18 protein-coding genes and 3 tRNA genes are annotated in these 21,288 nt (G+C 64.8%); 15 read left to right on the top strand and 6 right to left on the bottom strand.

Annotated features, from left to right (window positions below; all coding sequences use genetic code 11):
• The first annotated feature begins 129 nt into the window (after window positions 1–129).
• The 4 genes from PKE71_RS08595 (at window position 130) to PKE71_RS08610 (ending at window position 5,320) form a co-directional block, all read left to right on the top strand.
• Entirely contained in the window at window positions 130–900 is a 771-nt protein-coding gene (locus PKE71_RS08595) for a hypothetical protein (RefSeq protein WP_271186555.1), read from the top strand.
• A 66-nt stretch (window positions 901–966) separates the two neighbouring features.
• Complete coding sequence (locus PKE71_RS08600; RefSeq protein ID WP_271186556.1) at window positions 967–2,289, top strand: hypothetical protein; 1,323 nt, start codon at window positions 967–969, stop codon at window positions 2,287–2,289.
• A 70-nt stretch (window positions 2,290–2,359) separates the two neighbouring features.
• Window positions 2,360–4,795 carry a M1 family metallopeptidase gene (locus tag PKE71_RS08605; protein ID WP_271186557.1) on the top strand — a complete coding sequence of 812 codons (2,436 nt, stop codon included), beginning with the start codon at window positions 2,360–2,362 and terminating at the stop codon, window positions 4,793–4,795.
• A 15-nt stretch (window positions 4,796–4,810) separates the two neighbouring features.
• Entirely contained in the window at window positions 4,811–5,320 is a 510-nt protein-coding gene (locus PKE71_RS08610; RefSeq protein WP_271186558.1) for a DUF6702 family protein, read from the top strand.
• Here the strand turns inward: PKE71_RS08610 and PKE71_RS08615 are convergent.
• The 3 genes from PKE71_RS08615 to phaC all read right to left on the bottom strand — a co-directional run bounded on the left by PKE71_RS08615 (window position 5,317) and on the right by phaC (window position 9,299).
• Window positions 5,317–6,501 (bottom strand): GGDEF domain-containing protein, encoded by a 1,185-nt coding sequence (locus tag PKE71_RS08615; protein WP_271186559.1) that lies wholly within the window; start codon window positions 6,499–6,501, stop codon window positions 5,317–5,319. The two genes, PKE71_RS08610 and PKE71_RS08615, sit on opposite strands and share 4 nt — an antisense overlap.
• A 96-nt stretch (window positions 6,502–6,597) precedes the next feature.
• The gene (locus PKE71_RS08620; protein ID WP_271186560.1) at window positions 6,598–7,302 is read right to left on the bottom strand and encodes an SET domain-containing protein-lysine N-methyltransferase; all 705 of its coding nucleotides are present in this window, start codon (window positions 7,300–7,302) and stop codon (window positions 6,598–6,600) included.
• A 119-nt stretch (window positions 7,303–7,421) separates the two neighbouring features.
• Entirely contained in the window at window positions 7,422–9,299 is a 1,878-nt protein-coding gene (phaC, locus tag PKE71_RS08625) for a class I poly(R)-hydroxyalkanoic acid synthase (RefSeq protein WP_271186561.1), read from the bottom strand.
• A gap of 83 nt (window positions 9,300–9,382) precedes the next feature.
• Between phaC and PKE71_RS08630 the strand changes: the two genes are divergently transcribed.
• The 10 genes from PKE71_RS08630 to PKE71_RS08675 all read left to right on the top strand — a co-directional run bounded on the left by PKE71_RS08630 (window position 9,383) and on the right by PKE71_RS08675 (window position 15,458).
• Window positions 9,383–9,721 carry a hypothetical protein gene (locus PKE71_RS08630; RefSeq protein WP_271186562.1) on the top strand — a complete coding sequence of 113 codons (339 nt, stop codon included), beginning with the start codon at window positions 9,383–9,385 and terminating at the stop codon, window positions 9,719–9,721.
• Between the two features lie 47 nt (window positions 9,722–9,768).
• On the top strand, window positions 9,769–10,725 hold the full coding sequence (glpX, locus tag PKE71_RS08635; protein WP_271186563.1) for a class II fructose-bisphosphatase: 957 nt from the start codon (window positions 9,769–9,771) through the stop codon (window positions 10,723–10,725).
• Window positions 10,726–10,737: 12 nt separating this feature from the next.
• Window positions 10,738–12,543, top strand: coding sequence for a single-stranded-DNA-specific exonuclease RecJ (gene recJ / locus PKE71_RS08640; RefSeq protein ID WP_271186564.1), 1,806 nt, complete (start codon window positions 10,738–10,740; stop codon window positions 12,541–12,543).
• 66 nt (window positions 12,544–12,609) lie between these two features.
• Window positions 12,610–12,684 (top strand) — tRNA-Glu (locus PKE71_RS08645).
• A 111-nt stretch (window positions 12,685–12,795) separates the two neighbouring features.
• Window positions 12,796–13,299, top strand: a complete 504-nt coding sequence (locus PKE71_RS08650; RefSeq protein ID WP_271186565.1) for a 6-pyruvoyl trahydropterin synthase family protein — start codon at window positions 12,796–12,798, stop codon at window positions 13,297–13,299.
• 337 nt (window positions 13,300–13,636) lie between these two features.
• Entirely contained in the window at window positions 13,637–14,161 is a 525-nt protein-coding gene (locus PKE71_RS08655; protein WP_271186566.1) for a cold-shock protein, read from the top strand.
• A gap of 98 nt (window positions 14,162–14,259) precedes the next feature.
• Complete coding sequence (locus tag PKE71_RS08660; RefSeq protein WP_271186567.1) at window positions 14,260–14,898, top strand: DUF192 domain-containing protein; 639 nt, start codon at window positions 14,260–14,262, stop codon at window positions 14,896–14,898.
• Between the two features lie 40 nt (window positions 14,899–14,938).
• Window positions 14,939–15,015, top strand: a tRNA-Pro gene (locus tag PKE71_RS08665).
• A 45-nt stretch (window positions 15,016–15,060) separates the two neighbouring features.
• Complete coding sequence (locus PKE71_RS08670) at window positions 15,061–15,366, top strand: ETC complex I subunit (protein WP_271186568.1); 306 nt, start codon at window positions 15,061–15,063, stop codon at window positions 15,364–15,366.
• A 15-nt stretch (window positions 15,367–15,381) separates the two neighbouring features.
• Window positions 15,382–15,458 (top strand) — tRNA-Arg (locus PKE71_RS08675).
• Window positions 15,459–15,699: 241 nt separating this feature from the next.
• Here the strand turns inward: PKE71_RS08675 and PKE71_RS08680 are convergent.
• Both PKE71_RS08680 and PKE71_RS08685 read right to left on the bottom strand, forming a co-directional pair.
• Complete coding sequence (locus PKE71_RS08680; protein WP_271186569.1) at window positions 15,700–17,652, bottom strand: alkaline phosphatase D family protein; 1,953 nt, start codon at window positions 17,650–17,652, stop codon at window positions 15,700–15,702.
• A gap of 11 nt (window positions 17,653–17,663) precedes the next feature.
• Window positions 17,664–19,742, bottom strand: coding sequence for a TonB-dependent receptor (locus PKE71_RS08685; protein WP_271186570.1), 2,079 nt, complete (start codon window positions 19,740–19,742; stop codon window positions 17,664–17,666).
• A 232-nt stretch (window positions 19,743–19,974) separates the two neighbouring features.
• Between PKE71_RS08685 and PKE71_RS08690 the strand changes: the two genes are divergently transcribed.
• Window positions 19,975–21,102, top strand: coding sequence for a TetR family transcriptional regulator (locus PKE71_RS08690; RefSeq protein ID WP_271186571.1), 1,128 nt, complete (start codon window positions 19,975–19,977; stop codon window positions 21,100–21,102).
• A gap of 16 nt (window positions 21,103–21,118) precedes the next feature.
• Here PKE71_RS08690 and PKE71_RS08695 read toward each other — a convergent pair whose 3' ends face one another.
• Window positions 21,119–21,283 (bottom strand): hypothetical protein, encoded by a 165-nt coding sequence (locus PKE71_RS08695; protein WP_271186572.1) that lies wholly within the window; start codon window positions 21,281–21,283, stop codon window positions 21,119–21,121.
• Window positions 21,284–21,288 lie beyond the last annotated feature (5 nt).

The raw sequence follows: 21,288 nt of genomic DNA on the forward strand, positions 1-21,288 counted from the left end.
CGAAAAACGGAAAAATATCCTTGATATCGTTTTTCGATAATGTATGGTCTGAATCAACGCTGGGGAGCGTAGACCCGGATTTCCAGAACGCCAGGTGGCAGGAGGTCCGGGACGTTATGGGAGAGTTGAATGACCAAGCTCTGGCTTGCTGCCACGGCCCTGACAACCGCACTGATGACGTCGGGCTGCGTTATTGTCGTCGCCGATGAAGGCGATGGCGCCAAGATGATGCGCCAGCACCGGTCCGCCGACGGCTATATCGTGCTCGACCGGGACGGCGATTACAGCCGCCTGAGCGGCGATCTGAACCTGCGCGGCCGTCTGGGCGGCGATCTCAGCCTGGTCTCCGGCGATGTCGATGCCGACGGTCTCGAAGTCGGCGGCGAGGTCTCCATCGCGGCGGGTGACGTGAATTTCACCGGCAAGGTCGATGGCGAGGTTTCCATTGCCGGCGGCGATGTGAGCTGGAACGGCGAGGCCGGTGACGAGCTCTCGATCGCGGCAGGCAATCTGACGGTGCACGGCCATATTGCCGGTCCGGCCAGCCTGGCGTCCGGTAACATGGAGGTCGATGCGACCTTCCGGGACGGCCTGTCGGCGCATGCCGGCTCGATGACGATCAATGGCGAGGTCCATGGCCCGCTCGAACTCGTTGCGATCAACGAGATGCGCCGCAATCGCGATTATGACGATGAGGGCGATATCGAGATCGGTGCCCGCGTCCATGATGGCGGCCAGGTCTGCGGCATCCGTGTGACCATCGCGTCGACGGCCCGCATCGATGGCCACTTTGAAGTCTTCGCCGAGCATCAGCCGGTGGTCGAGTCGGGCGCCCGTGTGGATGACCTTGTCTTCACCCCGCGCGACCGCCGCGACTGCGAAGACCTGATCGACAACTGAAACCGGTAGGGACCGGAATTCATTTCAACAACCGACCTGACTGCCGGGGGGCGCAGGGAGAGAGTTATGAGCATCAAGCACACAATCATGGCCCTGGGGCTGGCCATCACCGCAATGACGGGCGCCGCGGGTGCCCAGGTGATCGGCGGCGAAGTCGAGATCGACGGCAGCGGCAATGACGTCGTCTTCCTCGGCGGCGACATGACGGTCCGCGGCAATGTCCAGGGCGATATTTCCGCGATTGCCGGCGAGGGCGAGATCGATGCCGACGTTACCGGCTCGATCCACTTCTTCGGCGGTGACGTCTACATTCGCGGCTCTGTCGGCGAAGATATCGAGATTGCCGGTGGCGATGTCGAAATCGACGCCAATGTCGCCGGCGATGTCAGCGCAGCCGGTGGCGATGTCCGTATCGGCGGCACGATCGGCGGCGAACTCGCTGCAGCCGGCGGCAATGTCGAGATCGAGGCGACCGTTGGCGATATGGTCCAGCTGGCTGGCGGATATGTCGGCGTGCACAGCGACGCTGTCTTCGCCGACGGTCTGGAGGTCGCGGGCGGCGAGATCGAGATTGCCGGTACCGTCCGAGGCGACGTGGATATCGAAGGCTCCGAAGTCACGCTGTCCGGCCTGATAGACGGCGATGTCGAGATCCTGGCCGAGGAAATCTACATCCTCGACTCGGCCCGGGTGACCGGCGAGATCTCCGTGCGCGGCCCGTCCCAGCCCGTCGTGGCTGCCGGCGCCCAGATCGGCCCGGTCGACTATGAATACGAGCCGTTCAACTTCGGTGCGAAGCACTGGGACGACATTGATATCGATATCGAGGGGCCCTGGGAGATCATCGGTGCACCCTTCGCCTTCCTGGGCCTGGCGGTGCCGGGCGCCGCCCTTCTGCTGGGTGCGCTGGCCGTGCTGATGACACCGCGCGGCACCGCCCGGGTGGCCCGCACCTTCCGCCGCAAACCCGTGCTCTCCGGCTTCCTGGGCTTTATCAGCTTCGCCCTGTCGCCTGTCTTCCTGATCATCATGACGGTGCTGCTGGCGATCACCGTGATCGGCGTGTTGCTGATCCCGATCATGTGGCTGCTGTTCTGGCCCTTCCTGCTGCTGTGCCTGGCGCTGGGCGCACTGGCAGTCGGCGACCTGGTGTTCAACCGCAAGCCGGAACAGTCCCTGGGCATGGGTATGCGCCTTCTGTCCCTGATGCTGGTGCTGGCGGTTTCTGCCGCGCTGGGCGCTGTGCCTGTACTGGGTGCGCTGGTCGGTCTCTTCCTGATGTTTATCGGCCTGGGCGCCTGGCTGATGTCGCTGGGCCGGGACAACGGCCATACAGCTCCGGCTGCGGCATTCAGTCCGGAAGATGACAAAACCGTAACCGCGGGGTGACGCGGTCCCGGGCAGACGCTACATGAGTTCCCGAAGAGAGCCCGTTTTAGGGGTATGGGGAACCTGGGATATGCGTAACTTCAGTCTTATTGCCATGGCGACAGCGGCCGCGACGTTCAACGTTGCGGCCGCCCAGCCGATTCAGCAGACCACGAACAATTGGCGCGATGCCTTCCGCCAGCTCGAGGACGAGGATTGGCCGTCGCCGAACCGCGAACGCCGCGCCACCGGCGCGCCGGGGCCGGACTACTGGCAACAGGATGTCGATTACGACATCGATATCCGTCTCGATGAGGAAGAGAAGCATCTCTACGGCTCCGAGACGGTTACCTACACCAACAATGCGCCGGATCCGCTGGACTTCCTGTGGTTCCAGCTCGACCAGAACCGTTTCCGCCCCGACTCCATCGCGGTGATGACCGAGACGGTCGGCGATGGCGGCCGCTCGTCCGGCCGGGTGGGCGGCTCCAATCCGGAAGGTATTTCTGCCTCTGCCGTGCGCCGGCGCCAGCAGATCGCCGATGACGGCTATGGCCACAACATCACGGCCGTGACCGATGCCGACGGCAATCCGGTGGATTTCACCATTGTCGACACGCTGATGCGGATCGATCTCGACGATACGCTGGAGACCGGCGAAAGCGTCGTGCTGAACATCGAGTGGGATTATCGCCTGATCGAGACCGGCGTGATCGGCGGCCGAGCTGGCTGGGAATGCTTTGAGGAAACCGAGGATACCGGCGGCGACTGTATCTACCAGATCGCGCAATGGTTCCCGCGTGCAGCAGCCTTCTCCGATTATGAGGGCTGGCACAACAAGGCCTTCCTCGGCCGCGGCGAGTTCACCCTGGAATTCGGCGATTACGACGTGTCCATCACCGTGCCGCAGGACTTCATCGTCTCCGCGACCGGTGTGCTGCAGAACCCCGAAGATGTCCTCAATCAGGCCCAGCGTGACCGTCTGGAAGAAGCCCGGACCTCCGAAGAGCCGGTCTTCATCGTGACGCCGTCCGAAGCCCGCGCCAATGAGCGCCGGGGCACGCGGTCCGAAGCCACCTGGGAATTCCGTGCCGAGAATGTCCGCGATTTTGCCTGGGCCGGTTCGCGCAAATTCATCTGGGACGCGGTCGGCGTCGAACAGGACGGCGAGGGCGCGGCGCCCGAGCTCGTCATGGCGATGTCCTTCTACCCCAATGAGAGCGAGCCGCTGTGGTCGGCCTTCTCGACCCGTGCCGTCGAGCACACGCTGGACGTCTACTCCTCCTTCTCCTTCCCCTATCCCTATCCGGTGGCGCAATCGATCGCCGGCCCGCAGGGCGGGATGGAGTATCCGATGATCACCTTCAACGGCGGCACCTATGGCCGCCCGGTGGTCGATGATGACGGCAATCTGACCTATTCGCGCAGCGCCAAGCGCGGGCTGATCGGCGTGATCATCCACGAGATCGGCCACATCTATTTCCCGATGACGGTCAATTCCGACGAGCGTCAGTGGACCTGGATGGATGAGGGCATCAACACCTTCCTGCAATTCCAGGCCGAGCGTCAGTGGGAAGAGGACTTCCCGTCCCGCCGCGGCGATCCGGACCTGATCGCGGACTACATGGTGTCGACCAACCAGATGCCGATCATGACGCAGTCGGACTCGGTGCTGCAGTTCGGCAGCAATGCCTATGGCAAGCCGGCGACGGCGCTCGTCGTGCTGCGCGAGACGATCCTGGGCCGCGAACTGTTCGACGAAGCCTTCCGCACCTATGCCAATCGCTGGCGGTTCCGCCGGCCGACGCCGTATGATTTCTTCCGCACGATGGAAGAGGTGTCCGGTGTCGATCTCGACTGGTTCTGGCGCGGCTGGTTCTACTCGACCGACCATGTCGACATCTCGCTCGACCGGGTGATCGAGGGCACGTTCAACACGGAAAATCCGGAGATCGAGAATGCCCGCGAGCGCGCCGAGGACGACGCCGATCCGGAAAGCCTGACCCAGGCCGGCAATCGCGAGGCAGGCATCGCCTATTACGAGGAACGCAATCCGGAAGTGGTCGACTTCTACTCGCGCAATGACGAGCACACGGTGACCAATCGCGAACGCGAGGCCTATGACAGTTTCCGCGAGGAGCTGGAGGACTGGGAAGCCGCAATCGTCGACAGCGACGAGCGCATCTACTATCTCGACTTCACCAACCAGGGCGGTGTGGTGATGCCGATCATCCTCGAATTCACCTTCGCGGACGGCGGCAGCGAGATCGTGCGGATCCCGGCCGAGGTCTGGCGCTACAATCCGGACAATGTCACCTGGACCTATATGACCGATCGTGAGGTCGTTTCGGTGGAACTCGATCCGCTGCACGAAACCGCCGATGCGGACCGGTCCGACAATTTCTTCCCGCCGCGCATCGAGCCGACCCGGCTGGAAGTCTATCGTTCGTCCTCGGACAATGACACGATGATGGACGACATGGATCAGCGCGTGACGCGCGACTCGATCCGTACGCGTCCGCAATAGGAAGGACCTGCGCGAATGCTGCGGCTTCGCACACTTCTGACGGGCCTGGCCGGTGTTCTGCTTGTGGCAGCGCCGGCCAGTGCCCATCGCGTCCATGCCGGTGTCACCGAGATCGCCGTCAATCCGCGCACCGGCGAGATGGAGATCGTGCACCGGCTCTTCGCCCACGACCTCCTGACCGCGCTCGATCGCGATGAACAGGATGCGGCGCAATTCCTCGAGACCGAAGCCGGGCTGGAAACGGTCGGCGCCTATGCCGGTGAGCGTTTCCGCATGGCGGATGGTGAGGGCGACCTGTTCGAGTTGAACTATGTCGGCGCCGAGGTCGATGGCGAGTTTGCCTGGATCTATTTCATCGCACCGCAGCCGGCGGAAACCGAAAGCTTCATCGTCGACAATGATCTCCTCGCCGAAGCCTTCGACGACCAGGTGATGATGACCAATCTGCGCTTCCAGTCCCATGTCCGCACCGCGATGCAGGGGCCCGGACGTCGCGCGCCGGTGCGTGTCCGCTTCGAGCGTTAGGCTTCGCCGGCAGAGGCAGCAGCCATTTCCACCCGGTTGCGGCCGTTTGACTTTGCGGCGTAGAGCGCTGTGTCGGCGGCGCGGAACAGCTTTTCCACATCGCCCGCATCGCGGCAGACCGCGCGGGCACAGCCCGCCGAGACCGTGACCGGGACATGCAGTCCCTCGACCCGCGCCGGCGCTGCCTCCACGGCCGAGCGCAGGCGGCCCGCCAGGGGCTCCAGGGCCTCGCTGTCGCGTTCGTCGACGATGATGGCGAACTCCTCGCCGCCGATGCGGGCCAGCACATCGCGCCGCCGGGAGACCGAGCGGGCAATCGTGGCGATATGCTGCAGAACCCGGTCGCCGACATCATGGCCATGCGTGTCGTTGACCTGCTTGAAACGGTCGATATCGAACAGGATCAGGGCGATCTGGCGATCCGGTGCCGTTGAGGTTGCCAGCCGCCGCACGATCTCGCGATCAAAGGCGCGGCGATTGGCCAGCGCGGTCAGCGGGTCGGTCAGCGCCATCTCGCTCAGCCGGGCCTGGGAATAGCCGGCGCTCAACAGCAGATAGCCGAAAATCGTCGTCGTCTCGAAGGCGATCAGCGTCATCACGGCGACGGGCAGGAGCGGGTTGTCGCCGTCATAGACGTTCTGGACCGCCCCGCCATTGGTCAGCTGCAGAACGAACAGGGCGGCCGAGACCAGGATCGTGGCGACCATTGCGGCGCCGAGTACCACGGCGCCGGCCGGACCGTCGCGGCGGGCGATCGTCCACAGCCGGGTAAGGCTGAGCATATTGGTCGCGATCAGGACGCTCGCGAGCGTCAGGACACGGCCGATCACATTCGTGTCGACCAGGCAGAACCAGCCATAGCCCAGGGCCATGACACCGGCGAGGCCGGCATAGACGTACGGCCGGAAGGGGCGTTCGGCAAAGGAGGCGGTTCCGAACAGCATCAGGACGTGGCCGGAACTCACCATCATGTTCATGAAAAAGAGGAAGACCGGGTCGGTGTCCGGACCGACATTGAAGGCGGCCGACAGGAAAAGGCCGACGGTCTGGACGCTCAGCCCGATACACCAGAACTTCGCACCCTCGCTGGTGCGGTGGATGCGCCAGTTCACGAAGTGCAGCAGGATCCCGATCGTCAGGATGAGCGCAAGGGCGCTGACAAGCGATCGGGTGTCGAGCATGTCCTGTCCTCGTCGCGGCGTTAACGGTGTGGCCGCAGTCTTTGCAGTGCGGTGCGGCGGGGGCAAGGCCCGAGCGCTGCAATCTCAGGATTTTGTTCAGATTTTATGCGCGTCAGCGGGGCAAAGACAGGCAAAGCTGTTGGCCAGTTTGCCCTCGGTGGCCGTGTAGTCGAAGGTGATTTCGGTTCCGGCCGGCAGGTCGCGGCGCGCGACAAGCACCGGCCGCCCGTCCGGCCGGTAGACGATCTCGCAGCTCGGCTCGCAGGCATGGTTCACGAAATGACCATAGCCGGTCGGCTCGACATGGCGGCCGTCGGATGTCCGGAAGGAGTAGGGGGTCTGCACCGCACTGAACGGACCGCGGATCGGCAGGACTTCGGCGCCCCGGGCCAGCGGGGCGACCGCGACAGTGCCCCAGCCATGCGTGGGGCTCGGGTCCAGCCGGACGGCGGGCGCCTCTTCCAGGACATAGGCCGTGCGTGTGCGGACATCCCCCGGCTGCTGCATGTCCAGCGTGCCGATATAGCCGGCATCGATGTCCGGTGTTTCCGCGCGGACGCGCAGCGCCTCGGCGGGCCGGCGGTCGCGGCGGTCGAGATCGAGTTCCAGTTCCGCGCCGTTGACACGGCCGGTGACAGCGATCGGGACGGCGTCGGAACGGCCCGGTGTCAGGCGCAGGATCTCGCCGTCCCACCGGTCGCCATGGGCAAGCAGGTGAAAGCGGTCGAAACGCCGCTTGCCACCGGCATCGACGAAGAAGCCGAGCATGTGGCGTTCGCGGCTGGCAGCGGCATCCTGCACGGCGATCTCCCGGTTATGCGGCAGTACGCGGTCGAGGCTAGCCAGGATACGCTGCAGCGCAAGAAAAACCCAGGGTTTGCGTAAACGCGCGCTCACCCCGGGCGGGAATGCAGGCCGTGTCAGGCCTCGGTCTTCTGCGGTGTGTCGCTGCGCACCAGCACATTGCGGCCCGGGGCCGGACAGATCGGTTTCAGCTTGCCGTCGCCCGGTGTTCTGGCTGGCACGTCATCGCCGGAGCGTTCATAGAGCCAGTCGCGCCAGTCGGCCCACCAGGACCCGGGATGCTCCTTGGCGCCCTTGATCCAGGCCTCGACGGTCTTGGGCAGCTTGTCATTGGTCCAGTGCTGATACTTGCCGGCGGCCGGATGGTTGATCACGCCGGCAATGTGTCCCGACCCCGCCAGCAGGAAGCGGACAGGTCCGCCGAAGCGTTTGGCGCCGCGATAGACGGACGGGTAGGGCGCGATATGGTCCTCGCGCGAGGCCTGCATGTAGACCGGCGTCTTCACCGCGCCGAGATCGAGCGTGTGGCCGTCAAGCTCCAGCTCGCCGCGCGACAGGCGATTGTTGCGGTAGAGATTGTCCAGATACCACAGGTGCAGCGCCTTGGGCATGCGGGTCTGGTCGGAATTCCAGTACAGCAGATCGAAGGCCTGCGGCTGGCGTCCGAGCAGGTAATTGTTGACCACGAAGGACCAGATCAGGTCGTTCGAGCGCAGGAGGTTGAACGTGTCGGCCATGGAGCGCCCGTCCAGCACGCCGCCCTGGGCGTCCATGATGCGCTCGATCTCCTTGAGCCAGTACTCGTCGATGAACAGCAGGAGGTCGCCGGCCTGTTCGAAATCCGTCTGGGCGGCGAAAAAGGTTGCCGACGCGATCCGGTCGGCTTGGCCCTCGGCTTCCAGCCAGGCGAGGGCGCTGGCGAGCAGCGTGCCGCCGACGCAGTAGCCCACGGCATTCACCGATGTTTCGCCCGTGGCCGCCTCGATCGCGTGCAGTGCCGCGAACAGGCCTTCATGCATGTAGTCGGAGAAGGTCTTGTCCTTGAGTTCCGGACCCGGATTGACCCAGGAGATCAGGAACACCGTGAAGCCCTGCTCGGTGAGCCAGCGGATCATCGAGTTCTTTTCCCGCAGATCCATGATGTAGAACTTGTTGATCCAGGGCGGCGCGATCAGCAGCGGCCGCTGCTTCACCGTCTCCGTCGCGGGAGCGTACTGGATCAGCTCCATCACATCGTTCTGGAAGATCACCTGGCCGGGCGCCGTGGCGAGATCCTTGCCGACCTCGAAGCCTGCGGTATCGGTCTGGCGCAGGGCCAGCCGTCCGTGACCGGCTTCCAGATCATTCATAAGGTTTTGCAGGCCGCGCGTCAGATTTTCGCCGCGCGAGACCATGGTCTCGCGGAGCACATCCGGATTGGTCAGGGCGAAATTGGTCGGCGACAGGGCGTCGGTCATCTGCCGCGTCAGGAATTCCACCTTGCGCCGGGTGCGCTCGTCGACCCCTTCGACATTGCGCACCAGCCCCACCAGGAAATGCTGGTTGAGCAGGTAGGACTGCTTGATGGCATTGAATACCGGATTGGTGGACCAGTCCTCGCTCTTCCAGCGCTTGTCGCCCTTTTCCGGCTCGATGACCGGTGCGCCGCCGCCATCGTCTTCGCCGGCCATGAAGCGCTTGGTCGTGTTCGACCACAGATCGAGATAGCCCTTCATCAGGTCGGCCTGGGCCTGCATCATCAGTTCGGGCTGGTGAACGATGTGATTCCAGACCTCGCCGAATTCCGGCGCGGCGTTGAACGGATCGGCCTTGGGCAGGACGGCTTCGCCCTCGAGCGCCTTCTGCATCGCCTCGGACATGAGTTTCTGCGACTTCAGCGAAGCCTGCATGAGATTGCGCGACACTTCGTCGAGCGCTTCCCATTCCGCTGCGGTCATGCCGGCCCAGGGGTTGGAGTCGCGGTCTTGCGCGTCGTTTTCCGTCTTGCCCGGCATTGATTGTCCTTGTCTTCGGCAGGTGACTCTGACACCGATCAGCGTATAGAAAGCGCGTCGCGCGTCCAGCGCGAGGAGTTGTCATGCATCGCTTTGTCACGACCGCGGGTCTTGCCGCCCTTCTGGGAGGCTGCGCAGCGGTCGATATGCCGGATGTGGAAGCCACACATCCCGACTGGGTCGAGGAGCGCCTCGAAGCCGGTGTGGAGGACCGCGCCGCACCGCGCACCGTGCCCGACCGCACGCTTCCGCGCGGTGAAGGCGCAGAAATGGATGCCCAGGCACGCCGGCTGCTCGAACGCCGCGACGAGCTGAATGCCGAGGCGGAAGACCGCGAAGGGCAGGACACGCCGTCCAGCGCGTCCGATTTCGTGAATGAGGGACAGGCGCGCACCACGCCGCCACAAAACCCGCAACGCTGAACTCAATGTGTGCCCGGTATGTGCCGGGCGATGACCGGAGACGAAGAATGAGCGATACCCGTGCCCTGACAAATCTGGCGCTGCAGGCGGTGCGTGCAGCCGAGGCTGCGGCCGTTGCGGCGTCCGACTGGATCGGTCGCGGCGAGAAGGAATCCGCCGACCAGGCCGCCGTCGACGCCCTGCGCAACGGACTCAACGCCATGCCGATGAAGGGCCGGATCGTGATCGGTGAGGGCGAGCGCGACGAAGCGCCCATGCTCTATATCGGTGAAGAGGTCGGGACCGGTGAAGGCCCGGAGATCGACATCGCGCTCGATCCGCTGGAAGGCACCTCGCTGACGGCCAAGGGCCAGGCCAATGCGCTGGCTGTGGTCTCCTTTGCGCTGCGCGGCGGCCTGCTGCACGCGCCGGACACCTATATGGACAAGATTGCCGTCGGTCCGGGCCTGCCCTCCGGCGTTATCGACCTGGACGCCAGCGCGGCGGAGAATGTGAAGAACCTGGCCAAGGCCAAGGGCGTCGCCCCGTCCGACATCACGGTCTGCGTGCTGGAACGCGAGCGTCACCAGCACATCATCGACGGCGTGAAGTCCGTCGGCGGCCGTGTCCGCCTGATCCCGGACGGCGATGTGGCCGGCGCCATGGGCGCGGCGGGCCTCGGTGTCGGTGTCGACATGTATATCGGTCAGGGCGGGGCACCGGAGGGCGTGCTGGCGGCCTCGGCCCTGCGGTGTATCGGCGGCCAGATGCAGGCGCGCCTGTTCTTCCGCAATGATGACGAGCGCGCCCGGGCAGCGCGTGTGGGCGTTACGGATCTCGACCGCAAGTATGATGTTTCCGAGCTGGCGGCGAGCCACTGCCTCTTCGTCGCGACCGGCGTCACAGACGGCGACCTGGTCGACGGTGTCCGCACCTCGGGCGGTCAGGTTCACACGCATACGCTGCTGCTCGATTCGGCCGATCATTCCGTACGCCGCATCCGGTCGGCACGGCCGCTGGGTTAGCACGGACAGAGGATGGTCACAGACGTCACGACACGGGACACCGGCGCCCTTCTGGGGGTGGAGCACTCGCTGAGCGGGCGCAAATGGCGCCTGCGCGAGGCCGATGAAGCGGCCGTGACCACCATTGCCCGCCAGCAAGGCCTGCCCGATGCCCTGGCCCGGGTCATTGCCGCGCGCGGCGTGCCGCCGGAGGCGGCGGGAAGCTATCTTTCGCCGCGGCTGCGCGATGTCTTTCCCGACCCCTCGGCCCTCGCCGACATGGACAAGGCCGCCGGACTGATCTGGGACGCCGTCGCGGCGGGCCGGCGCATTGCCGTCTTTGCCGACTATGACGTCGACGGTGCGACGTCCGCCGCCCAGCTGGTGCGCTGGCTGCGCCATGTCGGCCATGACGCCGACATCTACATCCCCGACCGGATCGAGGAAGGCTACGGACCGTCTGCCAAGGCTTTCGAGACCCTGCGCGAACGCGGCGCCGAACTGGTGGTGACGCTGGACTGCGGGGCCGCGGCGCATGACGCCCTGCGGCACGGGGCGGGGATCGGGCTCGATATCGTCGTCATCGACCATCACCTCATGGATGACGATTTCCCGCCGGCCGCGGCGCTGGTCAATCCGAACCGGCCGGACGACACCTCCGGATGCGGCCACCTGGCGGCGGCCGGGGTCACTTTCGTCCTGCTGGCGGCGCTCAATCGCGAAGGCCGGCGGCGCGGCGCATTCGGCGAGACCGGCGAGCCGGACATCATGCAATGGATGGATCTGGCCGCCCTGGGCACGATCTGCGACGTCGTGGCCCTGGAGGGGCTGAACCGGGCGCTGGTGGCGCAGGGACTGCGTGTGATGAGCCAGTGGCTGCAGCCGGGTATCAAGGCCCTGGCCGACGCGGCCGGTATCGACGGCGAGGCCAGCGTCTATCACGCCGGCTTCCTGATCGGTCCGCGAATCAATGCCGGTGGCCGGGTCGGCCGTTCCGATCTGGGCGCTCATCTGCTGACCACCGACGATCCGGCGAAGGCCGCGCGGATCGCTGCCGAGCTCGACGCGCTCAATGCCGAACGCCGCTCCATCGAGGCCGCAGTGCAGGACGAGGCCCTGGCCCAGCTGGAGCGTCAGGGCGCGGACAGGGCGATTCTGGTAGCGTCGGGCGAGGGCTGGCATCCCGGCGTGATCGGCGTTGTCGCCGGCCGCCTGAAGGACCGGTTTTCAAAACCGGTTATCGTCATCGGTATCGACCGCCGGGGTGAAACGGCGCTGGGCAAGGGATCCGGGCGCTCCGTGCCGGGCGTCAATCTTGGCGGGGCCATTGCCGCGGCGCGCCATGAGGGGCTGCTGCTCGCCGGGGGCGGCCATGCCATGGCCGGCGGTCTGACGGTGGAGGCCGACCGGATCAATGCGCTTATCGCCTATCTGGACGAGCGTCTTGCGCCGGAACTGGCAGAGGCCGGCGATGCCATGGCGCTCAAGGCGGATGGTGTGCTGGCGGCCTCCGGCGTGACCGTCGAGCTTGCGGAGATGCTCGAGCGCGCCGGTCCCTTCGGTCAGGGCAATCCCGAACCGCGTTTCGCGCTGTCCCGGGTCCGGGTGAGCTTCGCCAAGCGGGTCGGCACCGATCATGTGCGCTTTTCGCTGCAGGATCTCAGTGGCGCGAGCGTGCAGGGGATCAGTTTCCGCACCGCCGACACCCCGCTGGGTGAGGCACTGCTGAGCGCGGGCGAGGGGCTGTGGCATGCGGTCGGCCGGGTGAAGTGCGATGCCTGGCAGGGCCGCAAGCGGGTGCAGCTGCAACTGGACGATCTGGCAACTGCGCAAGACTGACGTTTTTGCGAAATTCCCGCTTGCAAGCCGTCTCAGGCTTTTCTATACGACGGCCCTCATCGCCGCGGGCCCTTCGTCTATCGGTTAGGACGCCAGGTTTTCAACCTGGAAAGAGGGGTTCGATTCCCCTAGGGCCTGCCACGCGATCTCCTCCTTCTCATGTGCAGACGTGGTAGGATCGCTGGGTATGCCGGCGAGGGTGGGGCAGGTTTGTCCCCTTGATCACGGATGCGATGTCGGGAGCGTGAGGCAATGGCCCATCTTTCCACCAAGACCTATGGCAATGAGCGCGGCCTGTCCTGTTGCTCGCGGCAATGGGCGGCGGACAGCGATTGCAGCCTCCTGCACGGCTACTCCTTCGGTTTCCGCTTCGTGTTTGCCGCCGAACAGCTCGACAAGCGCGGCTGGGTGCTCGATTTCGGCAAGGGCGGTTTCGGAAAGATCCGCGACTGGCTGCACGAGATGTTCGATCACTCGCTTCTCGTCGCTGAGGACGATCCGGAGCGTCCGGCGCTGGAAGCGCTGGGCGAGCGCGGCATTGCCCGCGTCCGGGTGGTGCCGGGGACGAGCTGCGAGCGCATGGCCGAGATGACCTTCCACAAGGCGGACGAGATCGTCCGGGAAGCCACGGGCGGGCGCTGCTGGGTGGAATCGGTGGAATGTTCCGAGCACGGTTCGAACAGCGCCATCTACCGTTCGACCCGCGCCGTCGCGCGTCTCGCCGAAAGCGACCGGCTGCACGAAGAACTCGGCTGAGACGCCGGGAAAGTTTCGAGTTTTCCACGATTTTCTGCCACCGCCGATCGCCGGACCGGCGGTTTTTGCGCGTGGTGTGAATTCCCGAACCGGATTCGCGCGCAGAAACTCGCCTCTCAGGAGAAAAATGAACCTTACGAGAAAGACAGGAAATCCGCATCAGGTTGTGATTGAAAATCAGTTCAACCCCAACATATTGCGTTAATTGCGTTGCGAATAGCTCGCAGCGACTAGATATCGAAGTCGCAAAACGCAACCAATCGGCCGATTCGTCTTCTCTTCAGTCATGAATTTGTGTACAAATCTTCACTCGAGGGTTGTTTAAGCGAGCGATATCATGGTTCTGGCTCACGATGTTTTTGAAGACACCGAAGTGCTTCAACTGGAGGGCCGCGTTAAGTGGTACGATCCCGCGCGCGGGTACGGGTTCATTGACGCGGTCGACGGCGAGGGGGACATCCTGCTCCACGCCAGCTGTCTGCGCCGTTTCGGACAGGGTCCGGCCCTGCCGAACGCCAGGGTGGTCTGCAAGGCCGTCCGCGGCGACAAGGGGCGTCAGGCCATCGAACTGGTCGAGATGAGTGGCGGCGACACGCAGGCCGAGGTACGGCCGCGGCGTTTTCATCCCTATGCCGTTTCCAGCGCGCCCTTCTGCCAGGCCGTGGTGAAATGGTTCGATCCGCTGCGTGGGTACGGTTTCGTCAATTGTGCGGAGATCGAGGGCGATGTCTTCCTGCATGCGGCCACCTTGCGGCGCGCCGGTCTGGAGGATGTTGCGCCGGGCGATTCTCTCGAGGTGCGTTGCCTTGAAGGCCCCAAAGGGGCACTGGCTGCCGAAATCCGTCCCGCTTCGGCCGGGTGATCCGGCCCGGAGCGGCGTGCTGCTGATGAGGCGGGCGCGGCGTCTGTCCGGCGTTGCGCAACACGCAGACGCCCGCTAGCTTCCGGCACATGCGCAGCTTGATCCTTTCCCTTCTGGTCGGCCTCTCCGCGCCGGCCTGGGCGCAGGACGCCGAACCGGCGGCCGCAACGCCCGACGCCACCGTTTCCGGTCCCACCGCGGAAGCGTCCGCCATTGCGTTTGACGGGCCCGAGCCGGTCATTATCGACAGCGCCGATGGCCGGCATGTCTTCACGGCCGAGCTGGCGACCACGCCGGAACAGCTGGAACGCGGCCTGATGTGGCGCGAGACGCTGGATCCCGATGCCGGCATGCTGTTCCACTATTCTCCGCCCCGCCGCACGGCGATGTGGATGGAAAACACGCTGATCGATCTCGACCTGGTCTTCATCGCGCCGGACGGCGAAATCGTGAAGATCGTCGGCCACGCCCAGGCCGGCTCGCGCCGCAGCCTGGCGTCGGATGCCGTGGTTGCCGGCGTGCTGGAACTGCCGGCGGGCCGTACATTCGAGCTGGGCATCCGGCCGGGCGACACGGTGCGCCACGCCTTCTTCGGCAATGTGGATGAGGGTGAGGACGACGCGGCGCCGGCCGCGGAAGAAACAGCTGAAGAAACGTCCGAAGATACAGATGCCGAGGCCGCCGGCGAGGCGGATACGGATACGCCTGCACAGGATACGCCCGAAGACGCGCAGTAGGCTTGCCTAAAGGCGAGGGCGCTTACATAAGGGCAATATTCGGGGTGTGGCGCAGCCTGGTAGCGCATCTGGTTTGGGACCAGAGGGTCGCAGGTTCGAATCCTGCCGCCCCGACCATTGACCGGCTTTCGCCGGTCCATGCGGTTGAAATGGGAGACGCGCATGTTCGCGAGGATCTATCGTCCGGCCCGCAATGCGATGCAGTCGGGCCGCGGCAAGACGAAGAAGTGGGTGCTCGAGTTTTCGCCGGAGATGGCGAAAAAGCCCGATCCGCTGATGGGCTGGACGTCCAGCTCGGACATGCGCAGCCAGATCCGCCTGAAGTTCGACAGCCAGGAAGACGCTGTGGCCTACGCCAAGCGCCAGGGCATCCCCTTCCAGGTCGTCGAGCCGCACGAACCCAAGCGGTACGAGAAGTCCTACGCCGACAATTTCTCCGCCGATCGCAAACAGCCCTGGTCGCACTAGACCGGGGCCTGTCTGGCCTCCGTAGCTCAACCGGATAGAGCGCCCGCCTTCTAAGCGGATGGTTGCAGGTTCGAGTCCTGCCGGGGGCGCCATTTTTCTGATCTCACGACAGTTCGCTTCGCGAACGTCTCCGACAGGGCGGCCTGACCGGCCGACGCGCGGTGGCGCTTGCGAACCCTTCGGGTTCGAAATAGCTCCTTCAAGGCGTGCCACTTTTTCCTGTTCACAACCCGAACTGTCCCGGCAGAGCCTGGCCGGATCGTCCGGCAACTCGCAATGAAGAGCGCCCCGCCAGCATGTCCGGGGCGCTTTTCGTATCGATGTCGCGTGGGTCTAGTCTGCGGTGTAGGGGAAGGGCGCACCGCCGATGAATTCAGGGGCTGACTGTTCGGGACGCCCGGAAGGCACCGTGATCCGCGTGCGCCGCGCGGGCGCGATGGCCGGTTCTCCCTCGTGCGCCGGACGCATCATGTCTTCATGTGTGAAGACAAGATATTCGACGTCGAACCGGTCGGCTGTGGCCCTGGCAAGGGCGACGCCGTAGGCGTCGCTGTCCAGATAGCGAAGGCCGGTATTGCGCAGCTCGGCTGTTGTCAGGGCCTCGGCATCGGGGGCGCCGGCCTCGAGCCAGCCGGCGGTCCGGGCGTGTCCGTAGAGGATGGTCGAGTTGAGCCAGGCCACCCGCTCGCCGCCGGGCCCGGCATCGGAGAACAGGCGCGGGATCATGCCGTCCGGATAGAGCCGGCGTACATGCAGGTCGAAGACCCGGAAATAATTGGTGGAGGATATCCCTGCCACGGCAAACTCGTTGGACGCCGGCCCGCAGTCCAGCCCTTCGCCCAGCACGCTGGAGAAATGCATGTGATGGTCGCCGGTGAGCGAAACGACGTTTTCGATGTTCTCTGCCTGCAAGTAGCGCAGGAATTCGAGACGTTCGGCGGGATAGCCGTCGAAAGCATCGATATTCATCGCCGTCTCGACCGGTTCGATCGCGTGGCGCACGAAGGTGTAATCCAGTGTCATCGGCGACATGGGCACCGACAGGGCACAGACTTTCCATGTGGCATCCGACTGTTTCAGCGAGCGTTTCAGCCAGGCTTTCTGCGTATCGCCCCACATCGTGCCGACCGGCCGGTCGACGGCGGGATCCGCCGCCGCGCGTCCGGCATCCCAGCGCGCGATCTCCTCGACCGGAAGGATCGCGTGGGGGTGGAAGGACAGCTCCAGTGCGCGCTCGGGCGGTATGGGATGTTCCGACCGGAAGGACCGGCTGTCGGTCAGAAACAGGTCCAGCCGTGCGCCCCAGCGCAGGCGCCGCGGAATGACCAGGCTGTGCGTGGCAGTCTCGTTCGCCGCCGCACCTTCCGGCGTGTCCAGCGCGGAATTCACGACATCGGCAAGTTCGAAATCCCGGGCGAACTGGTCTCCGGCAAGGCCTGACAGGCGCGCCGGAATGTATTCGAACCAGGCCTGGTTCGCGGCCATCTTTCGTTCCTGCGCTGGCGTGCCGGCGGGGTCATAGGTCGAGACGGACTGCCAGGAATTGTTGGAGAATTCATGGTCGTCCCAGATCGACAGGAAAGGCCAGCGCCCCCGGGTGCGCTGCAGCCACGGATCCGACAGATAGGTGCGATACAGATGGCGATAATCGTCAAGCGTGACGGCATGATCGGCGCGCGCGCCGTCCGTTTCCGGCCAGGCGAGATCGCGGGCGAGCCCGCTCATGGCGAAGATCTGCTCATAGATGAAGTCGCCGAGGAAAAGCACGAAATCCAGATCGGCGCCGTCCTCCCCCCGGGTGAGCAGGTGGCGGTAGGCGTGATAATGGCCGGTCTGGAAATTCTGGCACGATGCAAAGGCGAATTGTACGTCCTCGGCACTGTCTGCTGCCGGGGCTGTGCGTGACATCCCCGTTGGCGACATCGCGCCGTCGTCGCGCACGAAACGGTAGTGAAGGCGCTGACCCGGCTGCAGCCCGTCGACCACGACACGAACGGTGTAATCCGCGTCGGGCCCGGTCTCGACTGCCCGCTCGACAATGAGCGATGCAAAGCCTGCGTCGGTTGCGACTTCCAGGTGACCGCCAGCAGCGCCGCCGGCTTCAGGCGGCAGCATGCGGGTCCACAACACCACGCCATCCTCTGTCGGGTCGCCCGAGGCCACGCCCTGGGGATAGACATCCGGAGCGAGCCGGCGCGGTACGGCGTGTGCGGCAAAGGCCGGGCGGGCCGTCGCCGCAAACGTCGTTGCGGACAGAGCGAGAAGCAGTGTGCGTCGGTTGATCATGGCCCTTCTCCTCAGCGCGGCCGGGTGCCGCTGCCGAAGCGGGCTGTGATTTCCAGCATGACGGTGCGCGGATCGGCCGGGTAACCGAACGTCCCGGCACCGGCGACCACGAGACCGCGGGTGAAATATTCCTCATCCGTCAGATTGCGTCCGCTCAGGGCGATCCGGAATGCCTCGGCGTCGTAGGCCAGCGTGGCGTTGAGCGTGGTGTATTCGGACTGGAAGTCCGTATTGGCCGCGTCATAGGCCATCTCGCCATAGTGTGTGGCATCGATCGACGCGAAGACGCCCGACGGGTGCGTGTAAACCGCCCCGGCGGTCAGCGCGGTTTCCGGGATCAGTTCGATCCGGTTGCCGCTGTAGTCCAGCGGGTTGCCGAGCGTGTCAAACGTGCGGAAATCCTCGTACTCGGCATCGGTCAGGCTTGCCGATGCAAACAGTTCCAGCCTGTCTGCCGGGGAGTAGCGGGCGCCCAGCTCAAAGCCGGCAGAGCGGGCGCTGGAGGCGTTGTCGACCACAGTGCCTGTCTGGAAAGGCGAGGTGGACAGGACGACGCTGCGCTGGATCTGCATGTCGGTCCAGTCGATGTAGAAGGCCGCGGCATCGATCTCGAGCGCGCCGTCCAGAAATACGCCCTTCAGTCCGAGCTCGTACTGCCAGACGTCTTCCTGGTCATAGCCCGGATCGCCCGGGTTCGAGATGAAGATCGAGCCGGCCCGGAAGCCGCGCGTGACCGAGCCGTAGATCTGCATGTCGTCTTGCGGCCGCCAGGCGAGCACCAGTTTGGGCTGGAGCGAGGTGTAGTCGTCGGAGTGCGACTGCAGAGGGGCGCCCGCGGCAACGCGATAGTCTGCTTCCTGGTCTTCGAAGGCCAGACGCAGGCCCGTGGTCAGTGTCCAGTCCTGCGACAGCTCCGTCTCGGCCTCACCGAACAGGGCGATGGCGCGGGTCGACTGCCGCTGGGACTGGTCGAGCAGAAGCAGGTTGAGCGGTGTGAAGAGAGTCGTGCTGCGGAAGGCGTGGCGCTCGTCCAGGAGGTAGAGGCCGGCGACCCAGCTCGACGCATGGCCGAAGAGCGGCGCATCGCCGGCGAGACGGAATTCCTGGGAAAAGCTGTCGAACCTGTCCTCCTGGCCCAGAAGGACCGGAGACAGCACCGCCGAGAAGCGCGCGATGCGGTCGGCGCTGGCATAGGCGGTGATGGAGGTGAAATCGGCGCCGAGGAGCGGGCCCTCGATTGTCACGACCGGCAGGACCAGCTGGCCGTAGCCCGTTCCCAGGTCCGGCGCGATGCTTTCGCGCGGCGTCTGTACCGGCACGAGATTATCGGCATTGTTGTCATAGCGGTCATAGGTGAGCCGCCCCACAATCCGCAAGCCTCCATTGTCCCAGCCGGCCGTTCCGCGCAGGGTGAAATCCTCGGTGGCATGCGCGTCGTCCAGACCGAGCACGGTATTCTCGATGAAACCCTCACTCTGTTCGTACCGGCCAGCGAGGCGGAAGAAGAGATTGCTTTCCTCCAGCGGTCCGCCGAGCGCCGCACGCAGGCCGTAGGTTTCTCCGCTGCCGCCATAAACCGTGACTGAGCCACCATCGCCCTCGCTGCCATCGCGCGTGACGATGCTGACAACGCCGGCATTGGTGTTGCGGCCGTACAGTGTGCCCTGCGGCCCCTTGAGGACTTCCACGCGCTCCACGTCCAGCAGGCGGTAGGTGTTGTTGTAGGGTGCGATGACGCCATCGATGGCCGTCGAGAAATTCTGGTTGTCCGATGTGCCGGTGGCACCGATACCGCGATAGGCGAGGCGATACTGGCCATCGGCGAATTCGGCCATGTCGAGCCCGGCGATGCCGGATGCCAGGTCTGCGATGTCCAGCAGGCGGGCATTCTCCAGAGCGGCGGCGGTCAGGACGTCCAGGCTGGCGGCGACGTCCTGGGCGCGCTGCTCACGTTTCTGGGCGGTGACGACGATGACGTCTGCATCGGTCTCCTCCAACGCCTCGTCGAACTGGGCGTTTGCCGGCAGTGGAAGGCTGGCGGCGGCGATGGCTGCGAACGCGGCCGCGCGCATCAAGGCGGTTTTTCTCATGGTGCAATCCCCAACTTGCCACCGGCTCAAGCGAGTCCGGTACGAATGTTCAGTAAATCTACGTCAATGGCATCGAGTCGCCGTTCATGAGGCGCGATATGACAGATATGCGTGACGATGTTGTGACGGTATAAATGGTACGTTCGTTCAGTTTGATGGTGTTGTTAGCGGGATTCGGTTTGTTCTTTCTGCCGAAACCGCCTATGACGGAGCAAACAGGACGGGGAAGAATGTGACGGACATTGCGAGCACGCCTGATACAGTCCGCAGACGGCTGGCCGACTGCGCGGCAGCGCTCTGGCTGGATGCAGGGCCCGGCGCCGTGAGCTTCGGTCAGGTGTCGGCCCGTACCGGCGTACAGAAGTCTCTCGCCGCATATCACTTTCCCACGATTGCAGCCCTGCGCGCTGCGGCGGCAGACCGGGTACTCTCTGATTTCCGCAATCGGATCCGTATTGTGGCAGAAGAGCTGGCAGCCTATTCGCCAAAGGAGGCGAGCGGCCCGCGAATATGGGCTCAGCTGGCAATGCAGGCCCTGGGACCCCAGGGGCACGGCCTGGCGATCCTAGAAGTCGCCTTCCTCGCACTCGACGATGCGGATTATCGTCGTCGCATCGTGCGTCTTGCGGCCAGTCTGCGCCGGATCGTGCGGTGTCTGGGGGAGGGGCGGCAGCCGCGTGAGCCGCGTACCGCCTTTGCTTTGGTCGTGGGGGCCGTGCTCACCCATGCTGCTCGCGGGCATGGGGCCCATCACCTGTTTTCGCTCGACCGTGAACTCGAAGAGGCTTTCACAGGACCGGGCTTGCCGCGTCACCGGCACCGGACGCCCGGCGTCGGGCCGGCGCCTTCAGTGGCTGAGGGCCCGGTCACGACCCCGCGCGAGCAGATCCTGGATGCCGCGATCGATCTTCTCGCCGATGACGGCCTGCGGGCGATGTCCCACCGCAGCCTGGCACGCCAGGCCGGTCTGTCGCTGTCGGCCACGACCTATTACTTCGCATCCAAGACCGAAATCTTCGAAGCGGCACTCGAACGCCTGATCGAGAGGGCGCAGCACGCATTGGCGGACAGCGGGAGCGCTGTGGGCCCGGCTTCCTGGGACATGAACAGCCTGGTGGAGACATTGACCGAATTCTATCTCGAAGAGGGACAGGCGGCGACGCGCGCCCATCTCAATATCGGTCTTCTGGCCGGACGCACGCCCTCCATGCACGCGGCGATGGAAGACTTGTACGCGCTTCAGATCGCGAACTTCATCCGGCTTCTGGGCGAAGCCGGGACAGGTGGCAGCGGCGATCGGACCGTCTTCTTATACAAGCTGATTTCCGGCCATCTGATGCTCAGCCTGCTGGATATGTAGCGGGCCGACGGTGCCGTCAGTCCCGGCAGCGGCCCTTGCCGCCGCCGTTTGCGGAGAAGGTCACCGAAAAGGCGATGCCGATGATCAGGGGGACCCAGATCGGCAATTCGCCGACACCGGGTGCATCCAGCGCGGCCGCGATGTGATCGTCGACCAGCCACCACAGAAGAAAAAGCCACATCTCTA

Origin of the sequence: Maricaulis virginensis (assembly GCF_027922185.1) — a bacterium.
Classification (GTDB): Bacteria; Pseudomonadota; Alphaproteobacteria; order Caulobacterales; family Maricaulaceae; genus Maricaulis; species Maricaulis virginensis.

Bases quoted from the DNA above. Each gene is read 5' to 3' on its own strand.
- PKE71_RS08595 (WP_271186555.1), top strand. From the start codon at position 130: ATGACCAAGCTCTGGCTTGCTGCCACGGCCCTGACAACCGCACTGATG.
- PKE71_RS08600 (WP_271186556.1), top strand. From the start codon at position 967: ATGAGCATCAAGCACACAATCATGGCCCTGGGGCTGGCCATCACCGCA.
- PKE71_RS08605 (WP_271186557.1), top strand. From the start codon at position 2,360: ATGCGTAACTTCAGTCTTATTGCCATGGCGACAGCGGCCGCGACGTTC.
- PKE71_RS08610 (WP_271186558.1), top strand. From the start codon at position 4,811: ATGCTGCGGCTTCGCACACTTCTGACGGGCCTGGCCGGTGTTCTGCTT.
- PKE71_RS08615 (WP_271186559.1), bottom strand. From the start codon at position 6,501: ATGCTCGACACCCGATCGCTTGTCAGCGCCCTTGCGCTCATCCTGACG.
- phaC (WP_271186561.1), bottom strand. From the start codon at position 9,299: ATGCCGGGCAAGACGGAAAACGACGCGCAAGACCGCGACTCCAACCCC.
- PKE71_RS08630 (WP_271186562.1), top strand. From the start codon at position 9,383: ATGCATCGCTTTGTCACGACCGCGGGTCTTGCCGCCCTTCTGGGAGGC.
- glpX (WP_271186563.1), top strand. From the start codon at position 9,769: ATGAGCGATACCCGTGCCCTGACAAATCTGGCGCTGCAGGCGGTGCGT.
- recJ (WP_271186564.1), top strand. From the start codon at position 10,738: ATGGTCACAGACGTCACGACACGGGACACCGGCGCCCTTCTGGGGGTG.
- PKE71_RS08650 (WP_271186565.1), top strand. From the start codon at position 12,796: ATGGCCCATCTTTCCACCAAGACCTATGGCAATGAGCGCGGCCTGTCC.
- PKE71_RS08655 (WP_271186566.1), top strand. From the start codon at position 13,637: ATGGTTCTGGCTCACGATGTTTTTGAAGACACCGAAGTGCTTCAACTG.
- PKE71_RS08670 (WP_271186568.1), top strand. From the start codon at position 15,061: ATGTTCGCGAGGATCTATCGTCCGGCCCGCAATGCGATGCAGTCGGGC.
- PKE71_RS08680 (WP_271186569.1), bottom strand. From the start codon at position 17,652: ATGATCAACCGACGCACACTGCTTCTCGCTCTGTCCGCAACGACGTTT.
- PKE71_RS08685 (WP_271186570.1), bottom strand. From the start codon at position 19,742: ATGAGAAAAACCGCCTTGATGCGCGCGGCCGCGTTCGCAGCCATCGCC.
- PKE71_RS08695 (WP_271186572.1), bottom strand. From the start codon at position 21,283: ATGTGGCTTTTTCTTCTGTGGTGGCTGGTCGACGATCACATCGCGGCC.